The sequence below is a fragment of the Streptomyces sp. NPDC007945 genome, from assembly GCF_042958885.1.
Taxonomy (GTDB): domain Bacteria; phylum Actinomycetota; class Actinomycetes; order Streptomycetales; family Streptomycetaceae; genus Streptomyces.
Genome location: NZ_JBIBJV010000004.1, coordinates 160,183 through 185,128 on the forward strand (window position 1 = coordinate 160,183; position 24,946 = coordinate 185,128).

Genomic DNA, 24,946 nt, shown 5'->3' on the forward strand with positions numbered 1-24,946 from the left:
CAGGACCATGCCACTGACCCCGACCCACGAGATCGTCCGGCGGGCGCGCGCCGACGGCGCCGGCGTGGGCGCCTTCAACGTCCTCCAGCTGGAGCACGCCGAGGCCATCGTCGCCGGCGCCGAGCGGGCCGGCCGGCCCGTCGTCCTCCAGATCAGCGAGAACACCGTCCGCTACCACGGCGCTCTCGAACCCGTCGCGGTCGCCTCGCTCGCGCTGGCCCGCGCCGCCAAGACGCCCGTCGCCGTCCACCTCGACCACGCGGAGAACCCGGACCTCGTGCGCGAGGCCGTGGAGATCGGCCTCGGCTCCGTCATGTTCGACGCGGCGCGGCTCCCGTACGAGGAGAACGTGGCCGCCACCCGGGAGGTCGTGGACCACTGCCACCGGCACGGCGTCTGGGTCGAGGGGGAGCTGGGCGAGGTCGGCGGCAAGGGCGGCGCCCATGACCCGGGGGTCCGCACCGACCCGGACGAGGCCCGCGCCTTCGCCGCCGCCACCGGTGTGGACGCGCTGGCCGTCGCCGTCGGCAGCGTCCACCAGATGGTCACCCGGGACGCCGTCCTCGACCTGGACCTGATCGCCCGGCTCCGGGCCGTCGTCGACGTGCCGCTCGTCCTGCACGGCTCGTCGGGAGTGCCCGACCCGCTGCTCGCGCGGGCCGTGGCCGCCGGCATGACCAAGGTGAACGTCTCCACACACCTCAACAAGGCGTTCACCGGCGCCGTCCGCGACCACCTCGCCGCACACCCCGCCGACGTGGACCCGCGCCGCTACCTCACCCCGGCCCGCGACGCCGTCGCGGAGGCGGTCACCCACCTCCTGGGGGTGCTCGCCCCCCGCTGAGCCCGGACAGGGGTGCGCCCCCGTGACCGGGGCGGGGTCACGGGGGCGCGGGGGGGTGCGGGGCGGCCGGCTCACACGGGCCGCCCCGGCGGGACGGGTCAGCGGAGGTCGAAGCGGTCCAGGTCCATGACCTTGGTCCAGGCGGCGACGAAGTCCGTGACGAACTTGTCCTGGGCGTCGTCGCTCGCGTAGACCTCGGCGAGGGCGCGGAGCTCGGAGTTCGAGCCGAAGACCAGGTCGGCGCGGGTGCCGGTCCACTTGACCTCGCCGGTCGCGTCGTCGCGGCCCTCGAAGGTGTTCGCGTCACCGGAGGTCGCCGACCAGGTGGTGCCCAGGTCCAGCAGGTTGACGAAGAAGTCGTTCGTCAGCGTGCCGGGGTTGGCGGTGAGCAGACCGAGCGAGGTGCCCGGCTGGGTGATGCCCAGGGCGCGCAGACCGCCGACGAGGACGGTGAGCTCGGGGGCGCTGACCGTGAGCAGGTTGGCACGGTCGATCAGCAGGTACTCGGCGGGAAGGCGGACGCCCTTGCCGAGGTAGTTGCGGAAGCCGTCGGCCTGCGGCTCCAGGGCGGCGAAGGACTCGATGTCCGTCTGCTCCTGGGAGGCGTCCACCCGGCCCGGGGTGAACGGCACCTCGACGGTGCGGCCCGCGGCGGCGGCGGCCTTCTCGACGGCCGCGGAGCCCGCGAGGACCACGAGGTCGGCGAGGGAGACCTGCTTGCCGTCGGTGCGGCCGGCGTTGAAGGACTCCTGGACGCCCTCCAGGACGCGGAGCACCTGGGCGAGGTCGTCCGGGTTGTTGACCTGCCAGCCGCGCTGCGGCTCCAGGCGGATGCGGCCGCCGTTGGCACCGCCGCGCTTGTCGCTGCCGCGGAAGGAGGAGGCGGCGGCCCAGGCGGCGCCGACCAGCTGCGCGACCGTCAGGTCGGAGGCGAGGATCTGCTCCTTGAGGGAGGCGATGTCCGCCGCGTCGACCAGCTCGTGGGTGCGGGCCGGCAGCGGGTCCTGCCAGATCAGCTCCTCCGAGGGGACCTCGGAGCCGAGGTAGCGGACGACCGGGCCCATGTCGCGGTGGGTCAGCTTGTACCAGGCGCGGGCGAACGCGTCGGCGAACTGCTCCGGGTGCTCGTAGAAGCGGCGCGAGATCTGCTCGTAGACCGGGTCGAAGCGGAGCGACAGGTCCGTGGTGAGCATGGTCGGACGGTGCTTCTTCGCCGCGTCGTGCGCGTCCGGGATGATCGCCTCGGCGTCCTTGGCCACCCACTGGTGGGCGCCCGCGGGGCTCTTCGTCAGCTCGTAGTCGTACTCGAAGAGGTGCTTGAAGAAGTCGTGGCCCCACTGCGCGGGCGTGGTGGTCCAGGTGACCTCCAGGCCGGACGTGATGGCGTCGGCGCCCTTGCCGGAGCGGTAGCTGTTCGCCCAGCCGAGGCCCTGCGCCTCGATCGGGGCGGCCTCCGGGTCCGCGCCCACGTTCTCGGCGGGGCCGGCGCCGTGCGCCTTGCCGAAGGTGTGGCCACCGGCGATGAGGGCGACGGTCTCCTCGTCGTTCATCGCCATCCGGCGGAAGGTCTCGCGGATGTCGCGGGCCGCGGCGACCGGGTCCGGGTTGCCGTTGGGGCCCTCGGGGTTGACGTAGATGAGGCCCATCTGGACCGCGCCGAGGGGCTCCTCCAGCTCGCGGTCGCCGGAGTAGCGCTCGTCGCCGAGCCAGGTGGTCTCGGGGCCCCAGTAGACGTCCTCGTCGGCCTCCCAGACGTCCTCACGGCCGCCGGCGAAGCCGAAGGTCTCGAAGCCCATCGACTCCAGGGCCACGTTGCCGGTGAGGATCATGAGGTCGGCCCAGGAGAGGGACTGGCCGTACTTCTTCTTCACGGGCCACAGGAGACGGCGGGCCTTGTCCAGGTTGCCGTTGTCCGGCCAGCTGTTGAGCGGGGCGAAGCGCTGCTGGCCGGCGCCGGCGCCGCCGCGGCCGTCGCTGATGCGGTAGGTGCCCGCGCTGTGCCAGGCCATGCGGATCATGAAGGGGCCGTAGTGACCGAAGTCGGCCGGCCACCAGTCCTGCGAGGTGGTGAGGACCTCGGCGATGTCACGCTTCACGGCGGCGAGGTCGAGCGCCTTGAAGGCCTCGGCGTAGTCGAAGTCCTCGCCGAGCGGATTGCCCACGGCCGGGTTCTTGGCCAGGATCCGCAGGTTCAGCCGGTTCGGCCACCACTGGCGGTTGCCGCCGCCCTGGGTGGGGTGCGACGCGCGCTGCCCGTGGGGGACGGGGCAGCCGCCGCCCGCGGCCTTCGCGTCTCCGCCGTGTGCTTCGAGGTTCTCAGACATGGTCTTTTCCTGTCCCTTGGCCATCCAACGAAAGTGATCCTACAATGGACGAAGTCCAAGTCAAGAACAACGTCAAAGTGGAGGTGCGGGGCCCGGGGGCAGGACGCCCGCGCCCCGGCCTTCGCCGAAAAGGAAACAGGTAGCCCCTATGAGTGACCTGCTGGAGCGGCTGCGCGCCCGAGGCTGGCGGATGACGTCGCAGCGGCGCGTGGTCGCCGAGGTCCTCGACGGCGAGCACGTGCACCTCACCGCCGACGAGGTGCACGCGCGTGCCGTGGAGCGACTTCCCGAGATCGCCCGGGCGACCGTCTACAACACCCTGGGCGAACTGGTCTCCCTCGGCGAGGTGGTGGAGCTCTCCACCGACGGCCGCGCGAAGCGCTACGACCCCAACGCCCGCCACGCCCACCAGCACCTGGTGTGCGTGGAGTGCGGCACCATCCGGGACGTCCACCCCGACGGCGACCCGCTCGCCGTCCTCCCCGACTCCGAGCGCTACGGCTTCACCGTCTCCAAGGTCGACGTCACCTACCGGGGCCTCTGCCCGAACTGCTCGGCCTGAGCGGCGGGCCCCGGCCCCCCGGGTGAGCCGGGGCCGCGCGGCGAAGGAGCCGTGGACCGCGTCGCGGCAGCCGGAGGCGCGCAGGACGGGCGGGGCCGGAACCGGGCCGAGTACGCCGGGCGCCCCTGGCGCGCGCGGTGGCGGGCCCCGGCCGCGTCCGGCGCCCGCCACCGCGCGCGTGCCGCGGTCCGGCCGCACCCTAGAGAGGGTGTGTCGCCCGCCCGGCGGCGCCGGAGAGGAAGCCGCCATGAAGGCCCTGCAGTACCGCGCCGTGGGCGCCGCCCCCGAGGTCGTCACCGTCCCCGACCCCGAGCCCGCCCCCGGGCAGGTCCTCCTGAAGGTCACCGCCGCCGGAGTCTGCCACTCCGACATCGCCGTCATGAGCCGGCCCGCCGCACAGCTGCCCTTCCCGCTGCCCCTCACCCTCGGCCACGAGGGCGTGGGCACCGTCGCCGCCCTCGGCGACGGCGTCACCGGCCTCGCCGAGGGCGACTCCGTGGCCGTCTACGGCCCCTGGGGCTGCGGCACCTGCTTCATGTGCGCCCAGGGCAAGGAGAACTACTGCCTGCGCGCCACCGAGCTCGGCATCCTCCCGCCCGGCCTCGGCGCGCCGGGCGCCATCGCCGAGTACATGCTCGTGGACAGCCCCCGTCACCTCGTCCCCCTGGACGGCCTCGACCCGGTGAAGACGGTGCCGCTCACCGACGCCGGCCTCACCCCGTACCACGCCATCAAGCGCTCCCTGCCGAAGCTCGTGCCCGGCTCCACCGCCGTCGTCATCGGCACCGGCGGCCTCGGCCACGTCGCCATCCAGCTGCTGCGCGCCCTGACCGCCGCGCGGGTGGTCGCCCTGGACGTGGCGGAGGAGAAGCTCGCCCTCGCCCGCGCCGTCGGCGCCCACGAGACCGTCCTCTCCGACTCGGCCGCCGCCGGCGCCGTCCGCGACCTCACCGACGGGCGCGGCGCCGAGGTCGTCCTCGACTTCGTCGGCGCCCCGCCCACCACCGCCTCCGCCGGGGCGATGGCCGCGGTCGAGGGCGACGTCACCATCGTCGGCCTCGGCGGCGGCACCCTCCCGGTCGGCTTCGGCGCCCTCCCGTACGAGGTCTCCGTCGCCTCCCCCTACTGGGGCACCCGCGCCGAGCTCATCGAGGTCCTGGACCTGGCCCGCGCCGGAGCCGTCGACGTCCACGTCGAGACCTACGGCCTGGCCGAGGCCCCCGAGGCGTACGAGCGGCTGCACGCCGGCCGGGTCGACGGCCGCGCGGTGATCCTCCCGAACGGCTGAGGGCCCCGGGAGGCGGGCCGCGTAGGCTCGGGGCGTGCCACCCACCCGTCTCCACCGCGTCGCCGTCCTCGTCCTCGAAGGTGCCAAACCCCTCGACGTCGGGATCCCCGCCCAGGTCTTCACGACCCGCGCGAGCATGCCCTACGAGGTGCGCGTCTGCGGCGCGACCCCCGGTCTCGTCGCGGGCGGCGACGGACTGTCGTACAACGTCGCCGACGGGCTCGACGCCCTCGCCTGGGCCGACATCGTCTTCGTGCCCGGCTACCGCTTCCCCGACCGCGAGGACCCGCCGCCGGCCGTCGTCGAGGCCCTGATCGCCGCCCACGCGCGCGGGGCGCGGCTCGCCGCCATCTCCACCGGCGCCTTCGCCCTCGCCGCCACCGGCCTCCTCGACGGCCGGCGCGCCACCACCCACTGGCACTACGCGCGCGCCCTCGCCGAGAAGTGGCCCCTCGTCCAGGTCGACGAGAACGTCCTCTTCGTCGACGAGGGCAGCGTCCTCACCTCCGCGGGCGCCGCCTCCGGCATCGACCTCTGCCTCCACATCCTCCGCGGCGACCTCGGGGTCGGCGCCGCCAACCACGCCGCCCGCCGGCTCGTCGCCGCCCCCTACCGCAGCGGCGGACAGGCGCAGTACGTGCCCCGCAGCGTCCCCGAACCCCACGGCGAGCGCTTCGCCGCCACCCGCGAGTGGGTCCTCCACCACCTCGACGAGCCGCTCACCCTCGACGTCCTCTCCCGGCACGCCGCCGTCTCGCCCCGCACCTTCTCCCGCCGCTTCGTCGAGGAGACCGGCTACACCCCCATGCAGTGGCTGCTGCGCGCCCGCGTCGACCGCGCCCGCGAACTGCTCGAACGGTCCGAACTCGGCGTCGAGCAGATCGCCGCCGAGACCGGCCTCGGCACCGGCGCCAACCTGAGGATGCACTTCCAGCGCATCCTCGGCACCACCCCGAGCGACTACCGGCGCACCTTCACCCAGGGCGACTGAGCCCCCCACCTGGCCCGATTCCCCGGATCTTGGCACGATCCTTGCGGACCATGGCGATCTCGCCCCTGCCGTGCGGCGGCGCGGCAGGCGAGGCTGGGTGGCGAAGAAACGGAAGGGACACCGCATCATGACTCGCATCGCCATCAACGGTTTCGGTCGCATCGGCCGCAACGTGCTCCGCGCCCTCCTGGAGCGGGACACCACGCTGGAGGTCGTCGCCGTCAACGACCTCACCGAGCCGAAGGCGCTCGCCCGTCTCCTCGCCTTCGACTCCACCTCCGGCCGCCTCGGCCGCCCGGTTTCGGTCGACGGCGACACCCTCGTGGTGGACGGCCACCGCATCAAGGTCCTCGCCGAGCGCGAGCCGGCCAAGCTTCCCTGGGCCGAGCTGGGCGTCGACATCGTCCTGGAGGCCACCGGCCGCTTCACCAGCGCCAAGGACGCCCGCCTGCACCTGGACGCCGGTGCCAGGAAGGTCCTCGTCAGCGCCCCGTCCGACGGTGCCGACGTCACTCTCGCCTACGGCGTGAACAGCGACACGTACGACGCCGAGCTGCACACGATCGTCTCCAACGCCTCGTGCACCACCAACGCGCTCGCCCCGCTGGCCGCCGTCCTCGACGAGCTGGCCGGCATCGAGCACGGCTTCATGACGACCGTGCACGCCTACACCCAGGAGCAGAACCTCCAGGACGGCCCGCACCGCGACGCCCGCCGCGCCCGCAACGCCGCCGTCAACATCGTGCCCACCAGCACCGGTGCCGCGAAGGCCATCGGCCTGGTCCTCCCGCAGCTGGACGGCAAGCTCTCCGGCGACTCCATCCGCGTGCCCGTGCCGGTCGGCTCCATCGTCGAGCTGAACACCACCGTGGCCCGCGAGGTCACCCGCGAGGAGATCCTCGACGCCTACCGCAAGGCCGCCGAGGGCAAGCTCGCCGGCGTCCTGGAGTACTCGGAGGACGAGCTGGTCTCCTCCGACATCACCGGCAACCCGCACTCCTCCATCTTCGACGCCGCCCTCACCCGGGTCGACGGCCGCCACGTCAAGGTCGTCGCCTGGTACGACAACGAGTGGGGCTTCTCCAACCGCGTCATCGACACCCTGCAGCTGCTCGCCGGCTGACCCCGCGTCACCCCGTCACACCGACGACGCCCCCTCGGCTCCCCCCGAGGGGGCGTTGTCAGTGCCGGGTGGCAGCATGTCGATCATGAGCCGAATCATCTCGTACACCACCGGCGACCGCGCCGAGGCCGTCGCGTACCTCGGAGCGGCGGAGCGCCTCACCGACGAACAGCGGAGCGTGCTCCCCATGATGCGCGAGAGGGCCGAGGCCGGCCAGCGCGACCTGGACCGCCAGGGGCTCGACTGGGACCTCACCGTCCCCGAGGCCCTGGAGCACCTCATCGAGGGCCGCGCCGACGCGAAGGGGACGTACGCGGGCAAGGCCTACGCCCGGGCGCTCCAGCACATCATCGACCACTGCGGCTCCGACCCCTCCGACCTCGGGGTCTACTCGAAGCCCAGCACCTTCTTCGGCCTCCTCGACGAGCAGTTGAGGCAGCACGGCGTCCCGGCCGACCTGCTGCCGCACGGCTACCTCTTCTCCGGCCCGCCGGACGAGATACCCTTCCCCATCCCCTACGCCATCGACGGACCGGACATCGGGATGCTGCCGCTGGCCAAGGCCAAGCCGGCCGTCGACGCCTACCGCGCGGTCCGCGACAGGATCGACCCCGACTTCGTGTACGACCTCGATCTCCTCACCGAGAAGCTGGAGTTCGAGCACGAGGAGTGGGAGTCGACCAAGGCGCGGGGCTACGACTGGTATACCCACGACACCATCTTCTTCTCCATCAACGGCTGACGGGCGCCGGCCCCGGCAGTCCGAGGGTCGCGGCGAGCCGGGCAGTCGGCGCCGGGATCACCAGAGCGGACCCGGATGACCGAACGGGCGTTCGTCGAGGCCATGGCGGCCCCTTCGGGTGCGGGCTTCGACGCGATGGCCCCGAGAACGTCTCCCCGCTCGTCGTCTGGCTCGGTTCCGGCGCGGCGGAGGGGGTGACGGGGCGGGTCTTCGAGACGGAGGGCGGTCGCATCACGGTCATGGAAGGGTGGCGGCCCGGGCTCACGGCCGACAAAAACGCCCGCCGGACCTCCGCCGAGGCCGGCGAGGCGGCCCTCGAAGTCCTCGCCGCCGCGGCACCCCCGCACCCGCCCTACGGCGCCCGTTGACCACTCCCGCCCCCGACGAAGGAGGGGCGGCCTGTGGCCGCCCCTCCTCGGTGTCGCTCGGGTGCCGGGACTAGTCGGTGCCGGTCTCCATGGCGGCGCGGTCGAGCGCCGTCTCCTCGCTGTCGGGGGTCTCGCCGCGCGAGGCGATCGCCTCGGCGCCGCCCTCGGGCATCGAGCCGATGAGGCCCGTGGCGGCGGCCTGGGCGGCGCCGATGGCCGGGCTGCCGGTGCCGATGAGGCCGATGCCGGCGTACTGCTCCAGCTTGGCGCGGGAGTCGGCGATGTCGAGGTTCCGCATGGTCAGCTGGCCGATCCGGTCCAGCGGGCCGAAGGCGGAGTCCTCGGTGCGCTCCATGGACAGCTTGTCCGGGTGGTAGCTGAAGGCGGGGCCGGTGGTGTCGAGGATCGAGTAGTCCTCGCCGCGCCGCAGCCGCAGGGTGACCTCGCCGGTGACGGCGGCGCCGACCCAGCGCTGGAGCGACTCGCGGATCATCAGCGCCTGCGGGTCCAGCCAGCGGCCCTCGTACATGAGGCGGCCGAGCCGGCGGCCCTCGTTGTGGTACTGGGCGAGGGTGTCCTCGTTGTGGATGGCGTTGACGAGGCGCTCGTAGGCGGCGTGCAGCAGCGCCATGCCCGGAGCCTCGTAGATGCCGCGGCTCTTGGCCTCGATGATGCGGTTCTCGATCTGGTCGGACATGCCCAGGCCGTGCCGGCCGCCGATGGCGTTGACCTCCATCACCAGGTCGACGGCAGAGGCGAACTCCTTGCCGTTGACGGTGACCGGGCGGCCCTGCTCGAAGCCGATGGTGACGTCCTCGGGGGCGATCTCGACCGCCGGGTCCCAGAACCGCACGCCCATGATCGGGTCGACGGTCTCGATGCCGGTGTCCAGGTGCTCCAGGGTCTTCGCCTCGTGGGTGGCGCCCCAGATGTTGGCGTCGGTGGAGTACGCCTTCTCGGTGGAGTCCCGGTAGGGGAGGTCGTGGGCGACGAGCCACTCCGACATCTCCTTGCGGCCGCCGAGCTCGGTGACGAAGTCGGCGTCCAGCCACGGCTTGTAGATCCGCAGGTGCGGGTTGGCCAGCAGGCCGTAGCGGTAGAACCGCTCGATGTCGTTGCCCTTGAAGGTCGAGCCGTCGCCCCAGATCTGGACGTCGTCCTCCAGCATCGCCCGCACCAGGAGGGTGCCGGTGACGGCGCGGCCCAGGGGGGTGGTGTTGAAGTAGGCGCGGCCGCCGGAGCGGATGTGGAAGGCGCCGCACGTGAGGGCGGCGAGCCCCTCCTCGACCAGCGCGGCGCGGCAGTCGACCAGGCGGGCCACCTCGGCGCCGTAGGTCTGGGCGCGCCCGGGCACCGAGGCGATGTCGGGCTCGTCGTACTGGCCGATGTCGGCGGTGTACGTGCAGGGCACCGCGCCCTTGTCGCGCATCCACGCGACGGCGACGGAGGTGTCGAGACCACCGGAGAAGGCGATGCCGACGCGCTCGCCGACGGGAAGGGAGGTGAGAACCTTGGACATGGCAATAGTATGCATGAATCCGCATGGCTATGCAATGCGAGGTCTCGGGGGAGCCGACACGGGCCCGGCGGACCGGCCTGCCGAGAGGCGCGGTCCACCGGGCCCCGCGCTCAGCCGGCCGCGCGGTAGGCCGCGGTCAGCTGCGCCACCGCGCCCCCCGGGTCACCGGAGAGCAGCCGGTGGTCGGCCTCGGCGAAGGGCTTCGCCACCGCCGCCGTGATCCGCTGCCCGATGCGATCCTGCACCAGCAGCCGGGCCCGGGCCACCAGGCGCCGTGCCTCGGGTGAATCGCCCCGGCCGGCGGCCTGGAGCACCCGGGCCGTGAGCCCGAGCGCCTTCAGCGTGGTCTCGCCGCCCCGGGGTACCGCCGTCAGGGTGGTGAGCCCCCAGCCGTACGGGAACTGCGGATCGTACGAGGAGTCGCCGACGTTGATCGGCAGCTGCGCCTCCGACCGGGGCCACGTCACGGGCAGCTGCCCGGTGAAGGGCTCGCGGCCGAAGAGGACGTCCGCGACGCCGTCGCCCTCGGTGCCGGGCAGCCACGACGCCACCAGGGCGTCGATCTCCGGCAGCCGGTCGCCGATCAGCTGCGGCCGCCCCGAGACCACGAGCACCGCGCAGGGCATCGCCGCGCAGACCCGGTCGACCGCCGCCTCGTCGGCGGCGCTCAGCTCCAGGTCGTGGCCGTTGCCGACGTCTCCGACGCCTTCCGCGTACGGCGTCTCGCCGACCACCACGACCCCGGCGTCGTACCCCTCGACCGGCGCCGTGGCGTCCTTGGAGTAGGTGAGCCCGGGCGCGGCCTTCCGCATCCCTTCGAGGATCGTCGTGCCGGTGGTGTGCTTCCCGGAGGAGCCCTGCCAGCTGATCGTCCAGCCGCCGGACTGGTTGCCCAGGTCGTCGGCGTTGGAACCGGCCACGTACACCTTCTGCTCCGGCTTCAGCGGCAGCACCCCGCCGTCGTTCTTCAGCAGCACCTGCGAAGCGGCCGCCGCCTCGCGGGCCACCGCCCGGTGCTCGACCGAGCCGACCGAGGGGAGGTGGGTGGTGTCCGCGTACGGCTTCTCGAACAGCCCGAGCCGGAACTTCTGCGTCAGGATCCTGGCCACCGCGTCGTCGATCCGGGAGGCCGGGATCCGGCCCGCCTCGACCTCGGCGACCAGGGTCCGGGTGAACTCCTGGTAGTTCGTCGGCACCATGATCATGTCCAGGCCGGCGTTGACCGAGGTCCGCACGTCGCTGGGGTAGTCGCCGGGGATCTGGTCGATGGCCTGCCAGTCGCTGATGACGAAGCCCTCGAAGCCCATCCGGTCCTTCAGCACCTCGTTGATCAGTTCCGCGTGGGCGTGCATCTTCACCGGGCCGAGGTCGTCCCCGATGATGTCGACCGAGGAGTACGAGGGCATGACCGTGCCCGCGCCGCGCTTCACCGCCTCCGCGAACGGCGCCAGGTGCACCGCCTCCAGCTCCTCGCGGGTGACCCGGGTGACGCCCTGGTCGATCGTGTACGAGCCCGTCGTCGACGACCCGAACTCCGTACCCCCGTCGCCGACGAAGTGCTTGGCGCTGGTCAGCACCTTGTCGTTGCGGTCCAGGTCGCGCCCGTCGGCCGCGCCCTGCATCCCTTCGATCACCGTCTCCATCGCGGTCACCAGGGCGGGATCCTCACCGAAGGCCTCGTACGACCGCCCCCAGCGCTCGTCCCGCGTCACGCACAGGCACGGCGCGAAGTCCCACGGGACGCCGGTCGCCCGCACCTCCTTCGCGGTGACCGCGCCGGTCCGCGCGGCGAGTCCCGGGTCGCGGGAGGCGCCGAGCCCGATGTTGTGCGGCATGACCGTCGCCCCGGCGACGTTGTTGTGCCCGTGCACCGCGTCCACGCCGTAGATCAGCGGGATCTGGAGCCGGGTCGCCCGGGTCCGCAGCTGGTAGCCGTCGACCATCCGCGCCCACGCCTCCGGCGTGTTGGGGGTGGGCACCGAGCCGCCGCCGGAGAGCAGCGAGCCGAGGGTGTACCCGGCGATGTCGCCCGGGGCCCGCAGCGCGTTCCGCTCGGCCTGGGTCATCTGACCGGCCTTCTCCGCGAGCGTCATCCGGGACAGCAGGTCCCGGACCCGCCGCTCCACGGGAAGCCGCTTGTCGAGGTACGGGAGGCCGTGGGCGTCCACCACGACGACCGGGTCCTCGGCGGGCGCCTTGGCGCCCTCGACCGCGAGCTTCACCGGGATCGTCTCGGCGGCCTCGCCGGAACGGTCCTTCAGCGTCTCCACCGTGAGGGAGCGGGTGGTGCCGGACGGCGTCCCGGCCGGCAGGACGAAGCTGCCGGCCACCGGCCGGTAGTCCTTCCCCGCCACGGCCGGACCGGAGTCGTCCGTCGCGTAGGCGACGGTGACCGGCCGGTCGGTGGGCGCCCCGCCCGTCGTGCGGACGGTGACGTCGATCCGGGCGGCCGAGCCCTCCGCCACCGGGTGCACGGCCGCGCCCGTCACCACCTGGGTGGTCAGCGCCGGGTCGGCCTTGCCGTACAGCTCCACCCCGTCGAGCGCGAAGGAGCCCGGCGCGCCCGTCGGCAGCGTCAGCGCGTACCCCCACATCCGGTCGAGGCCGAGGACCTGGTCGATGCCGCCGACCGGCTGGTAGTCGGCGCGGTAGCGGAAGTCGGAGAAGGGCAGCTCGACGAGGTGCCAGCCCTCCCAGTCGTCGGTGAAGGAGGTCGTCCACAGCTCGGACGCCTCGCCGTTCGCGCCGCCGTCCTTGAGTTCGAAATTGATCCGCTTGCCCGAACCGGGCGGCAGCGGTGCGGTGTTCTGCCCGTACCACCAGAAGCGGATGCCCCGGTGGGCGGTCCAGTCCTGGGCCGGCCGGTCGAAGGCGAAGTCGTGGGTGAAGCCGCCCCAGCCGCTGACGTCGTAGCGGCCTTCGAGGACCTTGCTCCCCTCGGGGGCGTCGGCCCGCTCGGCGAGCGTGAGCGCCGGGTGGTCGTCGGCGTCGCTGCCCCAGGTGAAGATCCCCTCGGCGGGCGGGTTCGCGAAGGGGACCTCGCCCTCGAAGCGGTCGACGGCCCGGGGGGCCGGCTCGTCGGCGCCGGGCGCGGCGGCGCTCGGCACGGCCCCGACGAGACCGGCGATCAGGGCGGTGACGGCGGTGGCGGCCAGGGTGCGGTGGCGGCGCGCTCGGCGCCGGTGGTGCGGGTGCGGCATGCGTCCTCCTGAGGACGGGGGAGGGGAGGCGGTCAGGACGCCTGGTGGGTCCACTTCTGGTTGGCGGCGCCGGTGCAGGACCAGATCTGCGCCCGCGTGCCGTCGGCCGAGGTGTTGCCCGTGACGTCCAGGCACTTGTCGGCGGCGGTGTTCACGACGTCGTGGGTGGCGGCGTCGTATCTCCAGCGCTGGGCGCCGGTTCCGTTGCACGTGTAGAGCTGCACCTTGCTCCCGTCCGCGGTGGCGCCGCCCGTCACGTCGAGGCACTTGCCGAGCGCGCGGACCGTGCCGTCGGCGGCGAGCGTCCACCGCTGGGCGGCCGTACCGTTGCAGGTGTACAGCTGGACGGCGGTGCCGTCCGCGCTCGACGCGCCGGCCACGTCCAGGCACTTGCCCGCGAGCCCGGTGAGCGCCCCGGCCGGCGCGCCGGCCCCCGGCGCCCCCGCCCAGGTGAAGGTGGCCGTGGTGCGGGCCGGCAGGGTGTACGTGAAGGACTGGCCGCCCCAGTCGACGCGGAGGGACTGCGCGGAGCCGCCGCCGTTGTGCGCGATCAGCGCCTTGGAGCCGTCGGGGTTGCGCCAGGCGACGTTCTGCACGGTCGCGTTGTCGGTCGAGGCGATCCGGTACGCCCCGGGCTTCACGAACTTGGTGAGGTGACCGGTCGTGTAGTACTCGATCGTATAGTCGACCTGCCCGGCCCGGGCGCCACCCTCCTGCACGGTGACCAGGCCGGTGCAGGTGCCGCAGCCGCCGTTGTGCGGGCCCATGTCCTGGTTGAGCGCCAGGCTCCACTTGACCAGGCTGCTGCTCCAGTTACGGGCGTAGGAGACGATGTCCTTCAGGTCCTCGTTGTGCTGGTTGCCGATCCAGGTGCCGCCGGAGTGCTCCGTGCTGAACTGCCGGACCGAGGGGTACTGGTCGTGGACCTGGCTGCCGACGGCGGGGTCGCCGAAGTAGCCGTGCCAGGCGATGCCCCCGAAGAGCGGGTCGTTCCGGACGCCCGCGTCGCCGAGGACCGCCGCGCCGAAGTTCGCGTAGTCGCCGTAGTTCCAGTCGTGGACGAGGACCTTGGTGGTGATCCCGGCGGCCCGGAAGGCCGGGTAGACGTGGTTCTTGGTGAACTCGACGAGCCCGGACGGGTTCCAGCTCATGCCCGGGTAGTTCATGGCGGTGGGGTTGGAGGCCTGGCAGCAGTTCGGCTCGTTCTGCACCGAGAGGTAGTCGACCTTGACGCCGGCCGCCTGGTAGCTCTGGATGTACTTGACCAGGTACTGGGCGTACGTGGGGTAGTGCTCCCACTTCAGCCAGCCCATCTGGTCCATCCGGCCGTTGTCCTTCATCCACCCCGGAGCGCTCCAGGGCACGCCCTTGACCCGCAGCGCCGGGTTGAGCTGCTTGGCCTGCGCGGTGAGCAGGCGCACCGGGGTGTCGTAGCCGTTGGCGCCGAAGTCGGCCAGGTCGCAACAGGTGTCGTCGAGGGAGACGTGGCCCGGCCGGGAGAGGTCCGAGGCGCCGATGGGGTTGCGGACGAAGGAGAGTCCGATGCCGTCGGTGGGGGAGAAGAGCCTGCGCATCACCTCGTCGCGGGTGGCGGCGCTGATCGCCCCGCCGCGGAAGAGGTGCGCGGTGGTGTCGGTGATCGAGGCGCCGCCGCCCTCGAACTGCTGGTAGGTGGTGGACTCGTCGACGGTGATGGTGTGGCTCGCGCCGCCGCCGGCCGGGCCGAAGGCGAGCGGGGCCTGCGGGGCGAGTCCCCGCGTGACGGTACGGCCTCCGGCGTCGGAGGTGGTGGTGAGCCAGACGTCCACCCGCTCGCCGGCCGCCTGCGCGGTGCCGGGCGCGGTGAGGACGAGGCCCGTCGCCACGAGGGCGCCGGTGAGGAGGGCGGCGAGGGACCGGGGCCGTGAGCGCCCCCGGTGCCGCGTCCCGCGTGAAAGGTTGAACTGCACCTGACAACCCTTTCGTCGAGGCCGTGCCGCGCTGCCGTACGGAACCCGGCCCGCCCGGGCCCGCACGTGTCCCGCAAGGCGGCAAGCCTTTTATCAAGCTGTGAACTTATGGAGCCACCACTCCTCCGTCAACCCCTCCCGTGTACAACTCCCGAAGCGGGCGCCCGCCCTGACGGCGCCCCCGCCGCCCGCCACCCCGGCGCGCGTTCGGGAGGTGACGGAGCCTCCCGGGCGGCACCGCCTCGGGCGGCGGCCGCTTCGGGAGGGGCGCGGGCGGCGGCGCGGGCGCCTCGGAGCCGCGGTGCGCGCGGGGGCGGCCGGTCCGGCGGGGCCCGCGCCGCGCTTGTACCGGAGGTGCGACGCCCGGGGGCGTGTGCCGGCCGCGCTTGTGCCGGAGGTGGGACGGCCAGGGCCGTGTGCCGGCCCCGTCTGCGCCGGACACGCGACGCCGGGGACAGGTACCGGCCGCGCCCGTGACGGAGGTGCGACGGCCGGGGGCGTGTGCCGGCCGCGCCTGTGTCGGACGTGCGGCGCCGGCGACGTGTACCGGCCGCGCCCGGCGCCCGTGCCGGACGTGCGACAGCCGGGAGGTGTACCCGCCGGGTCCGTGCCGGACGTGGGACGGCTCGCGGCGGGGACCGGCTACGTGTCCGTGTTCAGCGTGACGCGGGCCAGCACCGGCAGGTGGTCGCTCCCCGTGGCGGGGAGGACGCGGATCGCGGGGACGCGTCCGCCGCGCGCGAGGACGTGGTCGATGCGGGCCACGGGGAGGGCGGCCGGGTAGCTCAGGGCGAGGCCCCGGTCGGGGGCGGCGAGACGGGAGGTCAGCGGGGCCAGTCCGCGGTCCTCGACGGTGCCGTTCAGATCGCCGGCCAGGACCACGCGCCCGGACGGCTCCTCCGCCAGGATCCCGCCGAGGAGGCGCGCGCTCTCGTCGCGCCGCGCGGAGGCCAGGCCGCCGGGCCCGAGCCGTATGGACGGCAGGTGCACGACGTACGCCGCCACCTCCCCGTACGGAGTGCGCACTTCGGCCCGCAGTGCCCGCTGCCACGGCTCGGTGACGTCCCGCGGCCTGATGTCCAGGGCCCGGGCGGCGCCGAGGGGGTGGCGGGACCAGAGGCCGACCGTGCCCCGGACGGCGTGGTGCGGATAGCGGGACGCGAGTTCCCGCCGGTAGACGGCCGAGGCCGGGGCGACCAGCTCCTGGAGGGCGATCAGGTCGGCGCCGGAGTCCGCCAGCGCCCCCGCCGTACCGCCCGGATCGGCGTTGTCGTCGGCGACGTTGTGCTGGACGACGGTGAGCTCGCGCGGCCCGGGCGGCCCCGCGGGCAGCAGCGGCGGACCGAAGGCGGCCGCCCAGACCCCGGCGGGGAGGAGCAGGAGGAGCAGCGCCGTGCGGGCACGCCGCACCGCCGCGCACAGGAGGAGCAGCGCGGTGAGGGGGCCGAACCAGAAGAGGAAGGTCTCCAGCAGGCTGCCCAGCCGTCCCGGCGTGTTCGGCACGAACCGGTGCAGGGCGAGCAGCGCGGCGGTCGTGACGCCGAGGCCGGCGAGCAGCCGGCCGCGCCGGCGCCCGCCCTCCGGTGGACGCCGGAGGCCCCGCCGCCGACGTGTCGCCGGTTTCCCTTCCCGCCCCGCCACGGTCATCCGTCCTTTCCCCGGCCTTCCCCCGCCCTCCCCGATCAGGACGGTTCTGCCCGTCCCGCGGTTGCCGGCCGTTTGACCGCTGCTTGGAGTGGGCATGTCAGCGCGCGGTCGTGCGTCGCGTCGGACACACGGCGCGACCACCGCACCCCACCCCCCTCGACCCCCGCAGGGAGCCGGAGTTGAAGACCTCTCGCCGCGTCACGAAGGGCGCCGCCGTCCTCGGCGGCGCCCTCACGCTCCTCCTCACGTTCCCGGGCAGCGCGCTCGCGGCCCCGCCGCCCGCGCTGCCGGCGAACGCGTCCGCCCTGGAGCAGACCTACCAACCCGCGTACGACTACGACACCGACGGTTGCTATCCGACGGCCGCGATCGGCCCGGACGGCACCCTCAACCCCGGGCTCGGCCCCTCCGGCACGGTCAGCAGCCAGTGCCGCGACTCCTCGGACCTCGCCAACACCAACGGCTACTCCCGCGCGCTCTGCGACCACGGCTGGTGCGCGGTCCTCTACGGCCTGTACTTCGAGAAGGACCAGGCGGTCTGGGGGAGTGGTCTCGGCGGGCACCGCCACGACTGGGAGCACGTCGTCGTCTGGATCCAGAACGGGCAGGCCCAGTACGTCTCCACCTCGAACCACGGCTCCTTCACCGTCCACGGTCGGGACGCCATCCGCTGGGACGGCACCCACCCGAAGATCGTCTACCACAAGGACGGCATCGGCACGCACTGCTTCCGCGCCGCCAACGGCAACGACGAGCCGCCCGAGAACCACCGGGGCACCTGGCAGTTCCCCGCGCTCGTCGGCTGGGACGGCTACCCGGCCGGCATCCGCGAGAAGCTCAGCCAGGCGGACTTCGGCAGCGCCCACTTCGGGCTGAAGGACGGCAGCTTCGCCGACCACCTGGCGAAGGCGAAGCCGGCCGGCATCCCCTTCAACCCCTACGCGTAGTCACTCCCGCGGCGGCCGGGACTCAGCTGGAGACCCGGTCCCGCAGCGCTGTCTGCCAGGCGGGCGCCGGGATGCTCGGCGCCCGTTCGGGGCGGCGCCCGCCCTGGGCGAAGAAGTCGACCAGCGGCAGCAGTCCGGCCCCGACCGTGACCGCCTCGGGTCCGAGCGTGCCGAGCGCGATCTCCGTCCGGCCGCCCGGGTGCCGCAGCGCGTACGCCCGGGCGTACACCGCCACCCGGGCGAGGAACCGGCTGCCGAGCTGCAGCCCGGCCCACCCGCCGACGAGGATCCGCTCCGGCTGGAACAGATTGATGAGATCGGCCAGTCCGGCGCCCAGGTACTCGGCGGTCTCGTCGAGGACGGCGAGTGCCACCGCGTCGAATTCCGGGTGGGCGCCGGGGGGCGCGGCCCCGGACGGACCGGCCCCGTCCGCCCCGGTGCCGGCCGGGTACGCCGCCGTCAGCATCGCCGTCAGCGCGGTCTCCTCGTCGGCGCCCGTCGGCGGCCGGCCCCCCGCCTCGCGCCAGCGGGCGAGGAGGGCCTCGGCGCCCGCGTACGCCTCCAGGCAGCCCTGCGCCCCGCAGCGGCAGCGCCGGCCGCGGACCCGTACCGTCAGGTGGCCCCATTCCAGGGCGCGTCCGGGGCCGAGCGGGTCCGTGACGACGCAGGCACCGACGCCGGAGCCGAAGAGGACGACGACCGCGCTGCTCGCGCCCCGGCCGGCGCCGAACCACATCTCGGCCTGGCCGAGGGTCTTGGCGCCGTTTTCGATGCGGTACGGGACGTCGGGCGGCAGGTCGACGGCCTCGCGCAGGAGCCGTTCCAGCGGGACGGCGTCCCAGCCGATCGTCTGGCCGTGCACGACGGCGCCCTCTGCGTCGGTGTGCTCGACGATGCCGGGGACGCCGATGCCCACGCCGAGCAGCCGCTCCGCCGGGACCGCCGCCGCCCGCAGCACCTCGGCGATGCCGTCCCGGAGGTGGTCGACGACGACCCCGACCTCGTACCGCCCCGTCCGCGGCCCCGAGGTCGCCAACGGGCGCTCGGTGCGGGCGAGTTCCGTCAGGGCGAGGTCGAACAGCTCGATCCTGACCCGCGTCTCGCCGATGTCGACGCCGATCATGCAGCCGCTGTCCGGGGCGATGCGCAGGAGGGTCCGGGGGCGGCCGCCCGCCGAGTCGACGCTGCCGGCCTCCTCGACGAGGCCCTCCGCGACCAGCTCCGCGACGACGTTGCTGATCGAGCCCGAGGACAGGCCGGTCGCGGGGCCCAGCATCAGCCGGCTCATCGGGCCGTCGAAGTAGAGCCTGCGCAGCACCGCAGTCCGGTTCTCGCGCCGCAGGTCGCGCACCGTGCGGCCACTCTTCGCGTGCACTCTCGTCCCCGCCCCTCGTAGTCGTCCGCTGCAACATACCCGCACGACAAGCCTTGACGCGACCTTCTCATGCGGTTTAACTCACATCCTAAATTAAGCCGACGCGGCGGAGAGCGGTCCGGGCGCTCCCCCTGTCGGTACTCCCGCCTTCCCTGAAAGGGACCAGGAGCCATGCGCAGAATCAGAGCCGCCGTCACGGGTGCCGTCACCCTCTCCCTCGTCCTCACCGCGACCGCCTGCGGTGGCGGCGGAGAGGACGGCGGCGGCCGGGCGACGAAGACCCTCACCTACTGGGCCTCCAACCAGGGTTCCAGCCTGGAGGTCGACAAGAAGGTCCTCCAGCCCGAGCTGGACGAGTTCGAGCGGCGGACCGGCATCGAGGTGAAGCTGGAGGTGATCCCGTGGTCCGACCTCCTCAACCGGATCCTCACGGCCGCCACCTCGGGCCAGGGCCCGGACGTCCTCAACATCGGCAACACCTGGAGCGCCTCCCTCCAGGCCACCGGCGCGTTCCTCCCCTGGGACGCGAAGAACTTCGACGCCATCGGCGGCAAGGACCGCTTCGTCGACTCCGCGCTCGGCTCGACCGGCGCCCCCGGCAAGGACCCGGCCGCCGTCCCGCTCTATTCGATGGCCTACGCCCTCTACTACAACAAGCAGCTGTTCGAGGAGGCTGGCATAGCCGAGCCGCCGACGACCTGGGACGAGGTCGTCGCGGCGGGCAAGAAGCTCGGCGAGAAGGGCAAGTCCGGCATCGGCGTCGAGGGCTCCAACCTCTCCAACAACATCCACCAGGTCTTCGTCCTCGGCAAGCAGCACGGCGCCGACTTCTTCACCGCCGACGGCAAGCCGGACTTCACCTCCGACGGTGCCGTCGCCGCCGTCAAGCAGTACGTCGACCTCATGGCCGTCCACAAGATCGTCGCCCCCGGCAACGCCGAGTACGCCCAGAACCAGTCCCTCAGCGACTTCGCCAAGGACAAGACGGGCATGGTCCTCTGGCAGACCCCCTCCCAGACCTTCGCCTCCCAGGGCATGAGCGAGGACGAGTGGGGCGTCGTCCCCGCCCCCGTGGCCTCCGGCAAGCCGGGCACCGGCACCGCCACCAACTCCATGGTCGCCGGCATCAACCTCGCCGTCTTCAAGAACACCAAGAACCTCGACGGCGCCCTGAAGTTCGTGAAGTTCATGACCAGCGACGAGGAGCAGATCGCCCTCAACAAGACCTACGGCTCCGTGCCCCCGGTCAAGGCCGCCCAGAAGGACGCCGCCTTCTCCGGCCCGTCCCTCGCCGTCATCCGCGACACCCTCGCCACCAGCGCCGCCGCCCTCCCGCAGGTCCCGGAGGAGTCGCAGTTCGAGACCGTCGTGGGCACCGCCGTCAAGGAGCTCTTCGCCGACGCCGCCGCCGGCCGCCCCGTCACCACCGAGTCCGTCAAGGCCAAGCTCGACAAGGCCCAGCAGCAGATGCCGAAGAAGTAGGCACCGGCCCATGACCCAGACCGCCGTCACCCCCGCGCGGGAGCCGGCGGTGCGCAAGGCCACACCCGGAGGGGCGCGCACCGCACGCCGCTCCGGGCGCCGCCGCCTCGCACTGCCCTACCTGCTGCTCCTGCCCGCCCTGCTCCTCGAACTCCTCGTCCACCTCGTGCCGATGCTCATGGGCATCGTCATGAGCTTCAAGGAGCTCACCCAGTTCTACATCCGCGACTGGGCCGCCGCCCCCTGGTCGGGACTGGACAACTTCTCGGTCTCGCTCGACTTCGACGCGGCCGTCGGGCAGTCGCTGCTGAAGTCCTTCCTGACCACCTGCCAGTTCACCGTGCTCTCCGTCGGCCTGTGCTGGCTCCTCGGCACGGCCGCCGCGGTCCTCCTCCAGGAGCACTTCCGCGGCCGGGGCGTCCTGCGGACCCTGTTCCTCGTCCCGTACGCGCTGCCCGTCTACGCCGCCGTCATCACCTGGACGTTCATGTTCCAGCGCGACAACGGCCTCATCAACCACGTCGTCCACGACCAGCTCGGCATCGGCGACAGCCCCGCCTTCTGGCTCATCGGCGACAACAGCTTCTGGGCGCTGCTCGTCGTCTCCGTGTGGAAGGGCTGGCCCTTCGCCTTCCTCACCGTCATGGCCGGCCTCCAGAACATCCCCCGGGAGATGTACGAGGCCGCCGCCCTCGACGGAGCCGGCGTCTGGAAGCAGATCCGGCACATCACCCTGCCGTCGCTGCGCCCGGTCAACCAGGTCCTCGTCCTGGTCCTCTTCCTGTGGACCTTCAACGACTTCAACACGCCGTTCGTCCTCTTCGGCGACGCCGCCCCGGAAGCCGCGGACCTCATCTCCCTCCACATCTACCAGTCGTCCTTCCAGACGTGGAACTTCGGCACCGGCTCGGCCATGTCCGTGCTCCTGCTGCTCTTCCTGCTCCTCGTCACGGGCGTCTACCTCCTGCTCACCACCCGCGGAAGGAAGACCTCCGATGTCTGACGCCGCCCGCGCGCGCACGGCCCGCCCGCGCTCCCCGATGGCCCCGCCCCGCTCCTTCCTCTGGACCCGGCGGGTCGTCCTCACCCTCCTCACCGGCTTCGTCCTGCTGCCGGTGTACGTGATGGTCTCCAGCTCGCTGAAGCCGCTGGAGGACGTGTCCGGGACGTTCGAATGGATCCCCTCGACGCTCACCGCGCGCCCGTACGCCGACATCTGGAAGACGGTCCCGCTCGCCGACTACTTCATGAACTCGATCGTCGTCGCCGGCGCCGCCACCGTCCTCTCCGTCACCGTCGCGATCTTCGCCGCGTACGCCGTCAGCCGCCACAGCTTCCGCGGCAAGCGGGTCTTCACCGTCACGGTCCTGTCGACGCAGATGTTCCCCGGCATCCTCTTCCTGCTGCCGCTCTTCCTCATCTACGTCAACATCGGCAACGCCACCGGCCTCGCCCTCTTCGGCTCCCGCGAAGGCCTGATCCTCACGTATCTGACCTTCTCGCTGCCCTTCTCCATCTGGATGCTCACCGGCTACTTCGACTCGATCCCGCGCGAGCTCGACGAGGCGGCGAAGGTCGACGGCTGCGGCCCGATCGGCGCGCTCTTCCGCGTGATCGTGCCCGCCGCCCGGCCCGGCATCGTCGCGGTGGCCGTCTACGCCTTCATGACGGCCTGGGGCGAGGTCCTCTTCGCCTCCGTCATGACCAACGACACCACCCGCACGCTGGCCGTCGGACTCCAGGGCTACGCCACCCAGAACGACGTCTACTGGAACCAGGTGATGGCCGCCTCCCTCGTGGTGAGCGTCCCGGTCGTCGTCGGGTTCCTCCTCCTCCAGCGCTACCTCGTCGCCGGCCTCACCGCGGGCGCGGTCAAGTGACGGCCCCGGCGCGCCAGGCCCCCTTCCGCCCCCCGCTCCGTACCGCAGAAAGGCACCCCGTGTCCGACCCCACCGCCACCCCGATCGACCTGGCGGCCTTCCCGCCCTCCTTCGCCTGGGGCACGGCCACCTCCGCGTACCAGATCGAGGGCGCCGTCGCCGAGGACGGCCGCGCCCCCTCCATCTGGGACACCTTCTGCCGCGTGCCCGGCGCGATCGACAACGGCGACACCGGCGACACGGCCTGCGACCACTACCACCGCTGGCCCGAGGACCTCGCCCTGATGAAGGAGCTGGGCACCGACACCTACCGGATGTCGATCGCCTGGCCCCGCGTCCTCCCCGGTGGCGACGGCCCCGTCAACGCCGCCGGACTCGACTTCTACGACCGGCTCGTCGACGGCCTCCTCGACGCGGGCATCACCCCCAACGTCACCCTCTACCACTGGGACCTGCCGCAGGCCCTCCAGGACCGGGGCGGCTGGACCTCCCGCGAGACCGCCGAACACCTCGCCGCGTACGCCACCGTCGTCGCCGACCGGCTCGGCGACCGCGTCAGCCGCTGGGCCACCCTCAACGAACCCCTCTGCTCGGCCTGGATCGGCCACCTGGAGGGCCGGATGGCCCCCGGCCTCACCGACCTGACGGCCGCCGTCCGCGCCTCGTACCACCTGCTCCTCGGCCACGGCCTCGCCACCGCCGCGATCCGGGCCGCCGCGCCCGGCGCCCGCGTCGGCCTCGTCACCAACCACTCCACCGTCGAGCCGGCCTCCAGCCGCCCCGAGGACGTCGCCGCCGCCCGCCGCATGGACGGCCACGGCAACCGCTGGTGGCTCGACCCGGTGTACGGCAAGGGCTTCCCCGCCGACATGCGCGAACTGTACGGCGTCGAACTCCCCGAGAAGCCCGGCGACCCGGAGACGATCGCCGCCCCGCTCGACTGGCACGGCCTCAACTACTACTTCCCGGTGACCGTCGCCGACGACCCCGAGGGCCCCGTCCCGTACGCCCGCGAGGTCCGCCTCCCCGACGTGGCCCGCACCGGCATGGACTGGCAGATCGAGGCCGCCGGCCTGGAGAGCCTGCTCCTGCGCCTCACCGAGGAGTACGGCGTCCGCGAGCTGTACGTCACCGAGAACGGCTCCGCCTTCCCCGACACCGCCGGGCCCGACGGCGCCGTCCGCGACCCCGACCGCACCCGCTACCTGGAGCAGCACCTCGCCGCCTGCGCGAGCGCCGTCCGCAAGGGCGCCCCGCTCGCCGGCTACTACGCCTGGTCGCTCCTGGACAACTTCGAGTGGGCCTACGGCTACGACAAGCGCTTCGGCCTCGTCCACGTCGACTACGCCACCCAGCGGCGCACCCTGAAGACCAGCGGCCGCCGCTACGCCGCACTCATCCGCGCCCACCGCGAGCTGCGCGGCTGACGCACCGCCGCCCCGGACCGCCCGGAAGGCCGCCCCTGCCGTCAGGGGGGCGGCCTTCCGGGCCGGCCGGCCCCACCGGGGTCAGGCCGACTCCCGGATGACCAGGACCGGTTCGAAGACCCTCGAACCGGTCTCCGGCGTGCCCGCGTCCAGGCGGGCCAGCAGCAGCCGGGTCATCGCCGAGGCCATCTCCTCCACCGGCTGCCGCACCGTCGTCAGCGGGGGAGCGGCCGACCGGGCCGCCACCGAGTCGTCGAAGCCGATCACCGCCACCCGGTCGGGCACCGCCACGCCCCGCTCCGCGAGGAAGCGGCAGGCGCCGCGGGCCATCAGGTCGTTGGCCGCGAAAACCCCGTCGATCCCCTGGTCCCGCCGCCACAGCCGGGCCATCGCGGCCCGGCCGCTCTCCTCGGTGAAGAGCCCGTGCTCGACCGGCACGTCCGCCACGCCCCGGCCCGCGAGCGCCGCCGTGAAGCCGTCGAGGCGCCGGCGCGCGGCCGGCGCGGTCGCGGGCGCCGCGATCGTGGCGAGGTGCCGCCGGCCGGCCGCCCACAGGTGGTCGGCGGCCAGCCGGGCGCCCGCCGCGTTGTCCAGGTCCACCCAGCCGCAGTCGACGCCGGCGCGGGGGCTGCCGAAGAGCACCGTCGGGAGGCCGGCCGCTACGAGCATCCCGGGCAGCGGGTCGTCCTCGTCGAGCGGCACCACCAGGGCGCCGTCGGCACCGCCGCGCCGCAGGTACTCCACGAGCTGCGCCCGGGCCGGCTCGGACTCCGCGACGAGCAGCACGGGTTGCACGGCGCGTGCGCGCAGGACCGGGAGGACGCCGTCGACGACCCGCCCGAAGAAGGGGTCGGAGAAGAGCCGGGCGGTGAAGGAACCGCCGGTCGCCGACAGCACCAGGGCGACGGCACCGGTGCGCCGGGTCACCAGGGAGCGGGCCGCCTGGTTCGGCGCGTAGCCGGTGCGGGCGATCGCCTCGCGTACGGCCCGCTGGATGTCGGGAGCCACGTTCCGCACGCCGTTGACGACCCGGGACACGGTCGCGCGGGACACCCCGGCCTCGCGCGCGACGTCCTCAAGGGTCGGTCCTCGATTCCCCATCCACGCACTTTATCGGTGCGGTCCGTCCGCTGGACGGCACGGCGGAAGCCCCGCCGGACCTTCGCGATCGATGCTTAATGCAAGTCAAAAGAAAAGTCGTGTCGTATGGCTTGACCGTCAACTCGGGGCGCGGGCAAGGTTTCGGGAGAGCGCTCTCCCACGTGTCCACCATGTATC

At 73.1% G+C, this 24,946-nt stretch carries 18 protein-coding genes and 1 pseudogene; 12 read left to right on the plus strand and 7 right to left on the minus strand.

Annotation, left to right across the window (positions count from 1 at the left end; translation table 11 throughout):
- Positions 1-7 precede the first annotated feature (7 nt).
- Positions 8-844 (plus strand): ketose-bisphosphate aldolase, encoded by an 837-nt coding sequence (locus ACFZCF_RS14910; RefSeq protein WP_391286774.1) that lies wholly within the window; start codon positions 8-10, stop codon positions 842-844.
- Between the two features lie 98 nt (positions 845-942).
- On the opposite strand, the gene katG is transcribed toward ACFZCF_RS14910, so the two are convergent.
- The gene (gene katG, locus ACFZCF_RS14915) at positions 943-3,168 is read right to left on the minus strand and encodes a catalase/peroxidase HPI (RefSeq protein ID WP_388447880.1); all 2,226 of its coding nucleotides are present in this window, start codon (positions 3,166-3,168) and stop codon (positions 943-945) included.
- Between the two features lie 148 nt (positions 3,169-3,316).
- Between katG and ACFZCF_RS14920 the strand changes: the two genes are divergently transcribed.
- The 6 genes and pseudogenes from ACFZCF_RS14920 to ACFZCF_RS14945 all read left to right on the plus strand — a co-directional run.
- A complete protein-coding gene (locus ACFZCF_RS14920; protein WP_189951181.1) occupies positions 3,317-3,730 on the plus strand; it encodes a Fur family transcriptional regulator in 414 nt (137 codons plus the stop codon).
- A 247-nt stretch (positions 3,731-3,977) separates the two neighbouring features.
- Positions 3,978-5,018 (plus strand): alcohol dehydrogenase catalytic domain-containing protein, encoded by a 1,041-nt coding sequence (locus tag ACFZCF_RS14925; RefSeq protein ID WP_391286775.1) that lies wholly within the window; start codon positions 3,978-3,980, stop codon positions 5,016-5,018.
- 34 nt (positions 5,019-5,052) lie between these two features.
- Entirely contained in the window at positions 5,053-6,009 is a 957-nt protein-coding gene (locus ACFZCF_RS14930) for a GlxA family transcriptional regulator (RefSeq protein WP_388447876.1), read from the plus strand.
- Between the two features lie 127 nt (positions 6,010-6,136).
- The gene (gap, locus tag ACFZCF_RS14935; protein ID WP_388447874.1) at positions 6,137-7,132 is read left to right on the plus strand and encodes a type I glyceraldehyde-3-phosphate dehydrogenase; all 996 of its coding nucleotides are present in this window, start codon (positions 6,137-6,139) and stop codon (positions 7,130-7,132) included.
- 85 nt (positions 7,133-7,217) lie between these two features.
- The gene (locus tag ACFZCF_RS14940; protein ID WP_391286776.1) at positions 7,218-7,874 is read left to right on the plus strand and encodes a hypothetical protein; all 657 of its coding nucleotides are present in this window, start codon (positions 7,218-7,220) and stop codon (positions 7,872-7,874) included.
- A 66-nt stretch (positions 7,875-7,940) separates the two neighbouring features.
- Positions 7,941-8,242: pseudogene (locus ACFZCF_RS14945) on the plus strand (short-chain dehydrogenase); the annotation flags it as partial.
- A 70-nt stretch (positions 8,243-8,312) separates the two neighbouring features.
- Here ACFZCF_RS14945 and argG read toward each other — a convergent pair.
- The 4 genes from argG to ACFZCF_RS14965 all read right to left on the minus strand — a co-directional run bounded on the left by argG (position 8,313) and on the right by ACFZCF_RS14965 (position 16,557).
- Complete coding sequence (gene argG / locus ACFZCF_RS14950) at positions 8,313-9,761, minus strand: argininosuccinate synthase (protein ID WP_391286777.1); 1,449 nt, start codon at positions 9,759-9,761, stop codon at positions 8,313-8,315.
- A 110-nt stretch (positions 9,762-9,871) separates the two neighbouring features.
- Positions 9,872-12,961 carry a glycoside hydrolase family 3 N-terminal domain-containing protein gene (locus ACFZCF_RS14955; protein WP_391286778.1) on the minus strand — a complete coding sequence of 1,030 codons (3,090 nt, stop codon included), beginning with the start codon at positions 12,959-12,961 and terminating at the stop codon, positions 9,872-9,874.
- A 32-nt stretch (positions 12,962-12,993) separates the two neighbouring features.
- Positions 12,994-14,910: a ricin-type beta-trefoil lectin domain protein gene (locus ACFZCF_RS14960; protein ID WP_391286779.1), complete on the minus strand. Its 1,917-nt coding sequence runs from the start codon at positions 14,908-14,910 to the stop codon at positions 12,994-12,996.
- 642 nt (positions 14,911-15,552) lie between these two features.
- Positions 15,553-16,557 (minus strand): endonuclease/exonuclease/phosphatase family protein, encoded by a 1,005-nt coding sequence (locus tag ACFZCF_RS14965; protein WP_391286780.1) that lies wholly within the window; start codon positions 16,555-16,557, stop codon positions 15,553-15,555.
- Between the two features lie 179 nt (positions 16,558-16,736).
- On the opposite strand from ACFZCF_RS14965, the gene ACFZCF_RS14970 reads away from it, so the two are divergent.
- The gene (locus ACFZCF_RS14970) at positions 16,737-17,504 is read left to right on the plus strand and encodes an NPP1 family protein (RefSeq protein ID WP_391286781.1); all 768 of its coding nucleotides are present in this window, start codon (positions 16,737-16,739) and stop codon (positions 17,502-17,504) included.
- Between the two features lie 22 nt (positions 17,505-17,526).
- On the opposite strand, the gene ACFZCF_RS14975 is transcribed toward ACFZCF_RS14970, so the two are convergent.
- On the minus strand, positions 17,527-18,879 hold the full coding sequence (locus ACFZCF_RS14975) for an ROK family protein (RefSeq protein ID WP_391286782.1): 1,353 nt from the start codon (positions 18,877-18,879) through the stop codon (positions 17,527-17,529).
- A 171-nt stretch (positions 18,880-19,050) separates the two neighbouring features.
- Here ACFZCF_RS14975 and ACFZCF_RS14980 point away from each other — a divergent pair, with 171 nt between their 5' ends.
- From ACFZCF_RS14980 to ACFZCF_RS14995, 4 genes are read left to right on the plus strand one after another with little or no spacing between them, the layout of a single operon-like run.
- Positions 19,051-20,361, plus strand: coding sequence for an extracellular solute-binding protein (locus tag ACFZCF_RS14980; protein WP_391286783.1), 1,311 nt, complete (start codon positions 19,051-19,053; stop codon positions 20,359-20,361).
- A gap of 10 nt (positions 20,362-20,371) precedes the next feature.
- On the plus strand, positions 20,372-21,364 hold the full coding sequence (locus ACFZCF_RS14985) for an ABC transporter permease subunit (protein WP_391286784.1): 993 nt from the start codon (positions 20,372-20,374) through the stop codon (positions 21,362-21,364).
- Positions 21,365-21,401: 37 nt separating this feature from the next.
- On the plus strand, positions 21,402-22,241 hold the full coding sequence (locus tag ACFZCF_RS14990; RefSeq protein WP_388448178.1) for a carbohydrate ABC transporter permease: 840 nt from the start codon (positions 21,402-21,404) through the stop codon (positions 22,239-22,241).
- A 59-nt stretch (positions 22,242-22,300) separates the two neighbouring features.
- Complete coding sequence (locus ACFZCF_RS14995; protein WP_391286785.1) at positions 22,301-23,668, plus strand: GH1 family beta-glucosidase; 1,368 nt, start codon at positions 22,301-22,303, stop codon at positions 23,666-23,668.
- Positions 23,669-23,749: 81 nt separating this feature from the next.
- On the opposite strand, the gene ACFZCF_RS15000 is transcribed toward ACFZCF_RS14995, so the two are convergent.
- Positions 23,750-24,769: a substrate-binding domain-containing protein gene (locus ACFZCF_RS15000; RefSeq protein WP_391286786.1), complete on the minus strand. Its 1,020-nt coding sequence runs from the start codon at positions 24,767-24,769 to the stop codon at positions 23,750-23,752.
- Positions 24,770-24,946: the final 177 nt, after the last annotated feature.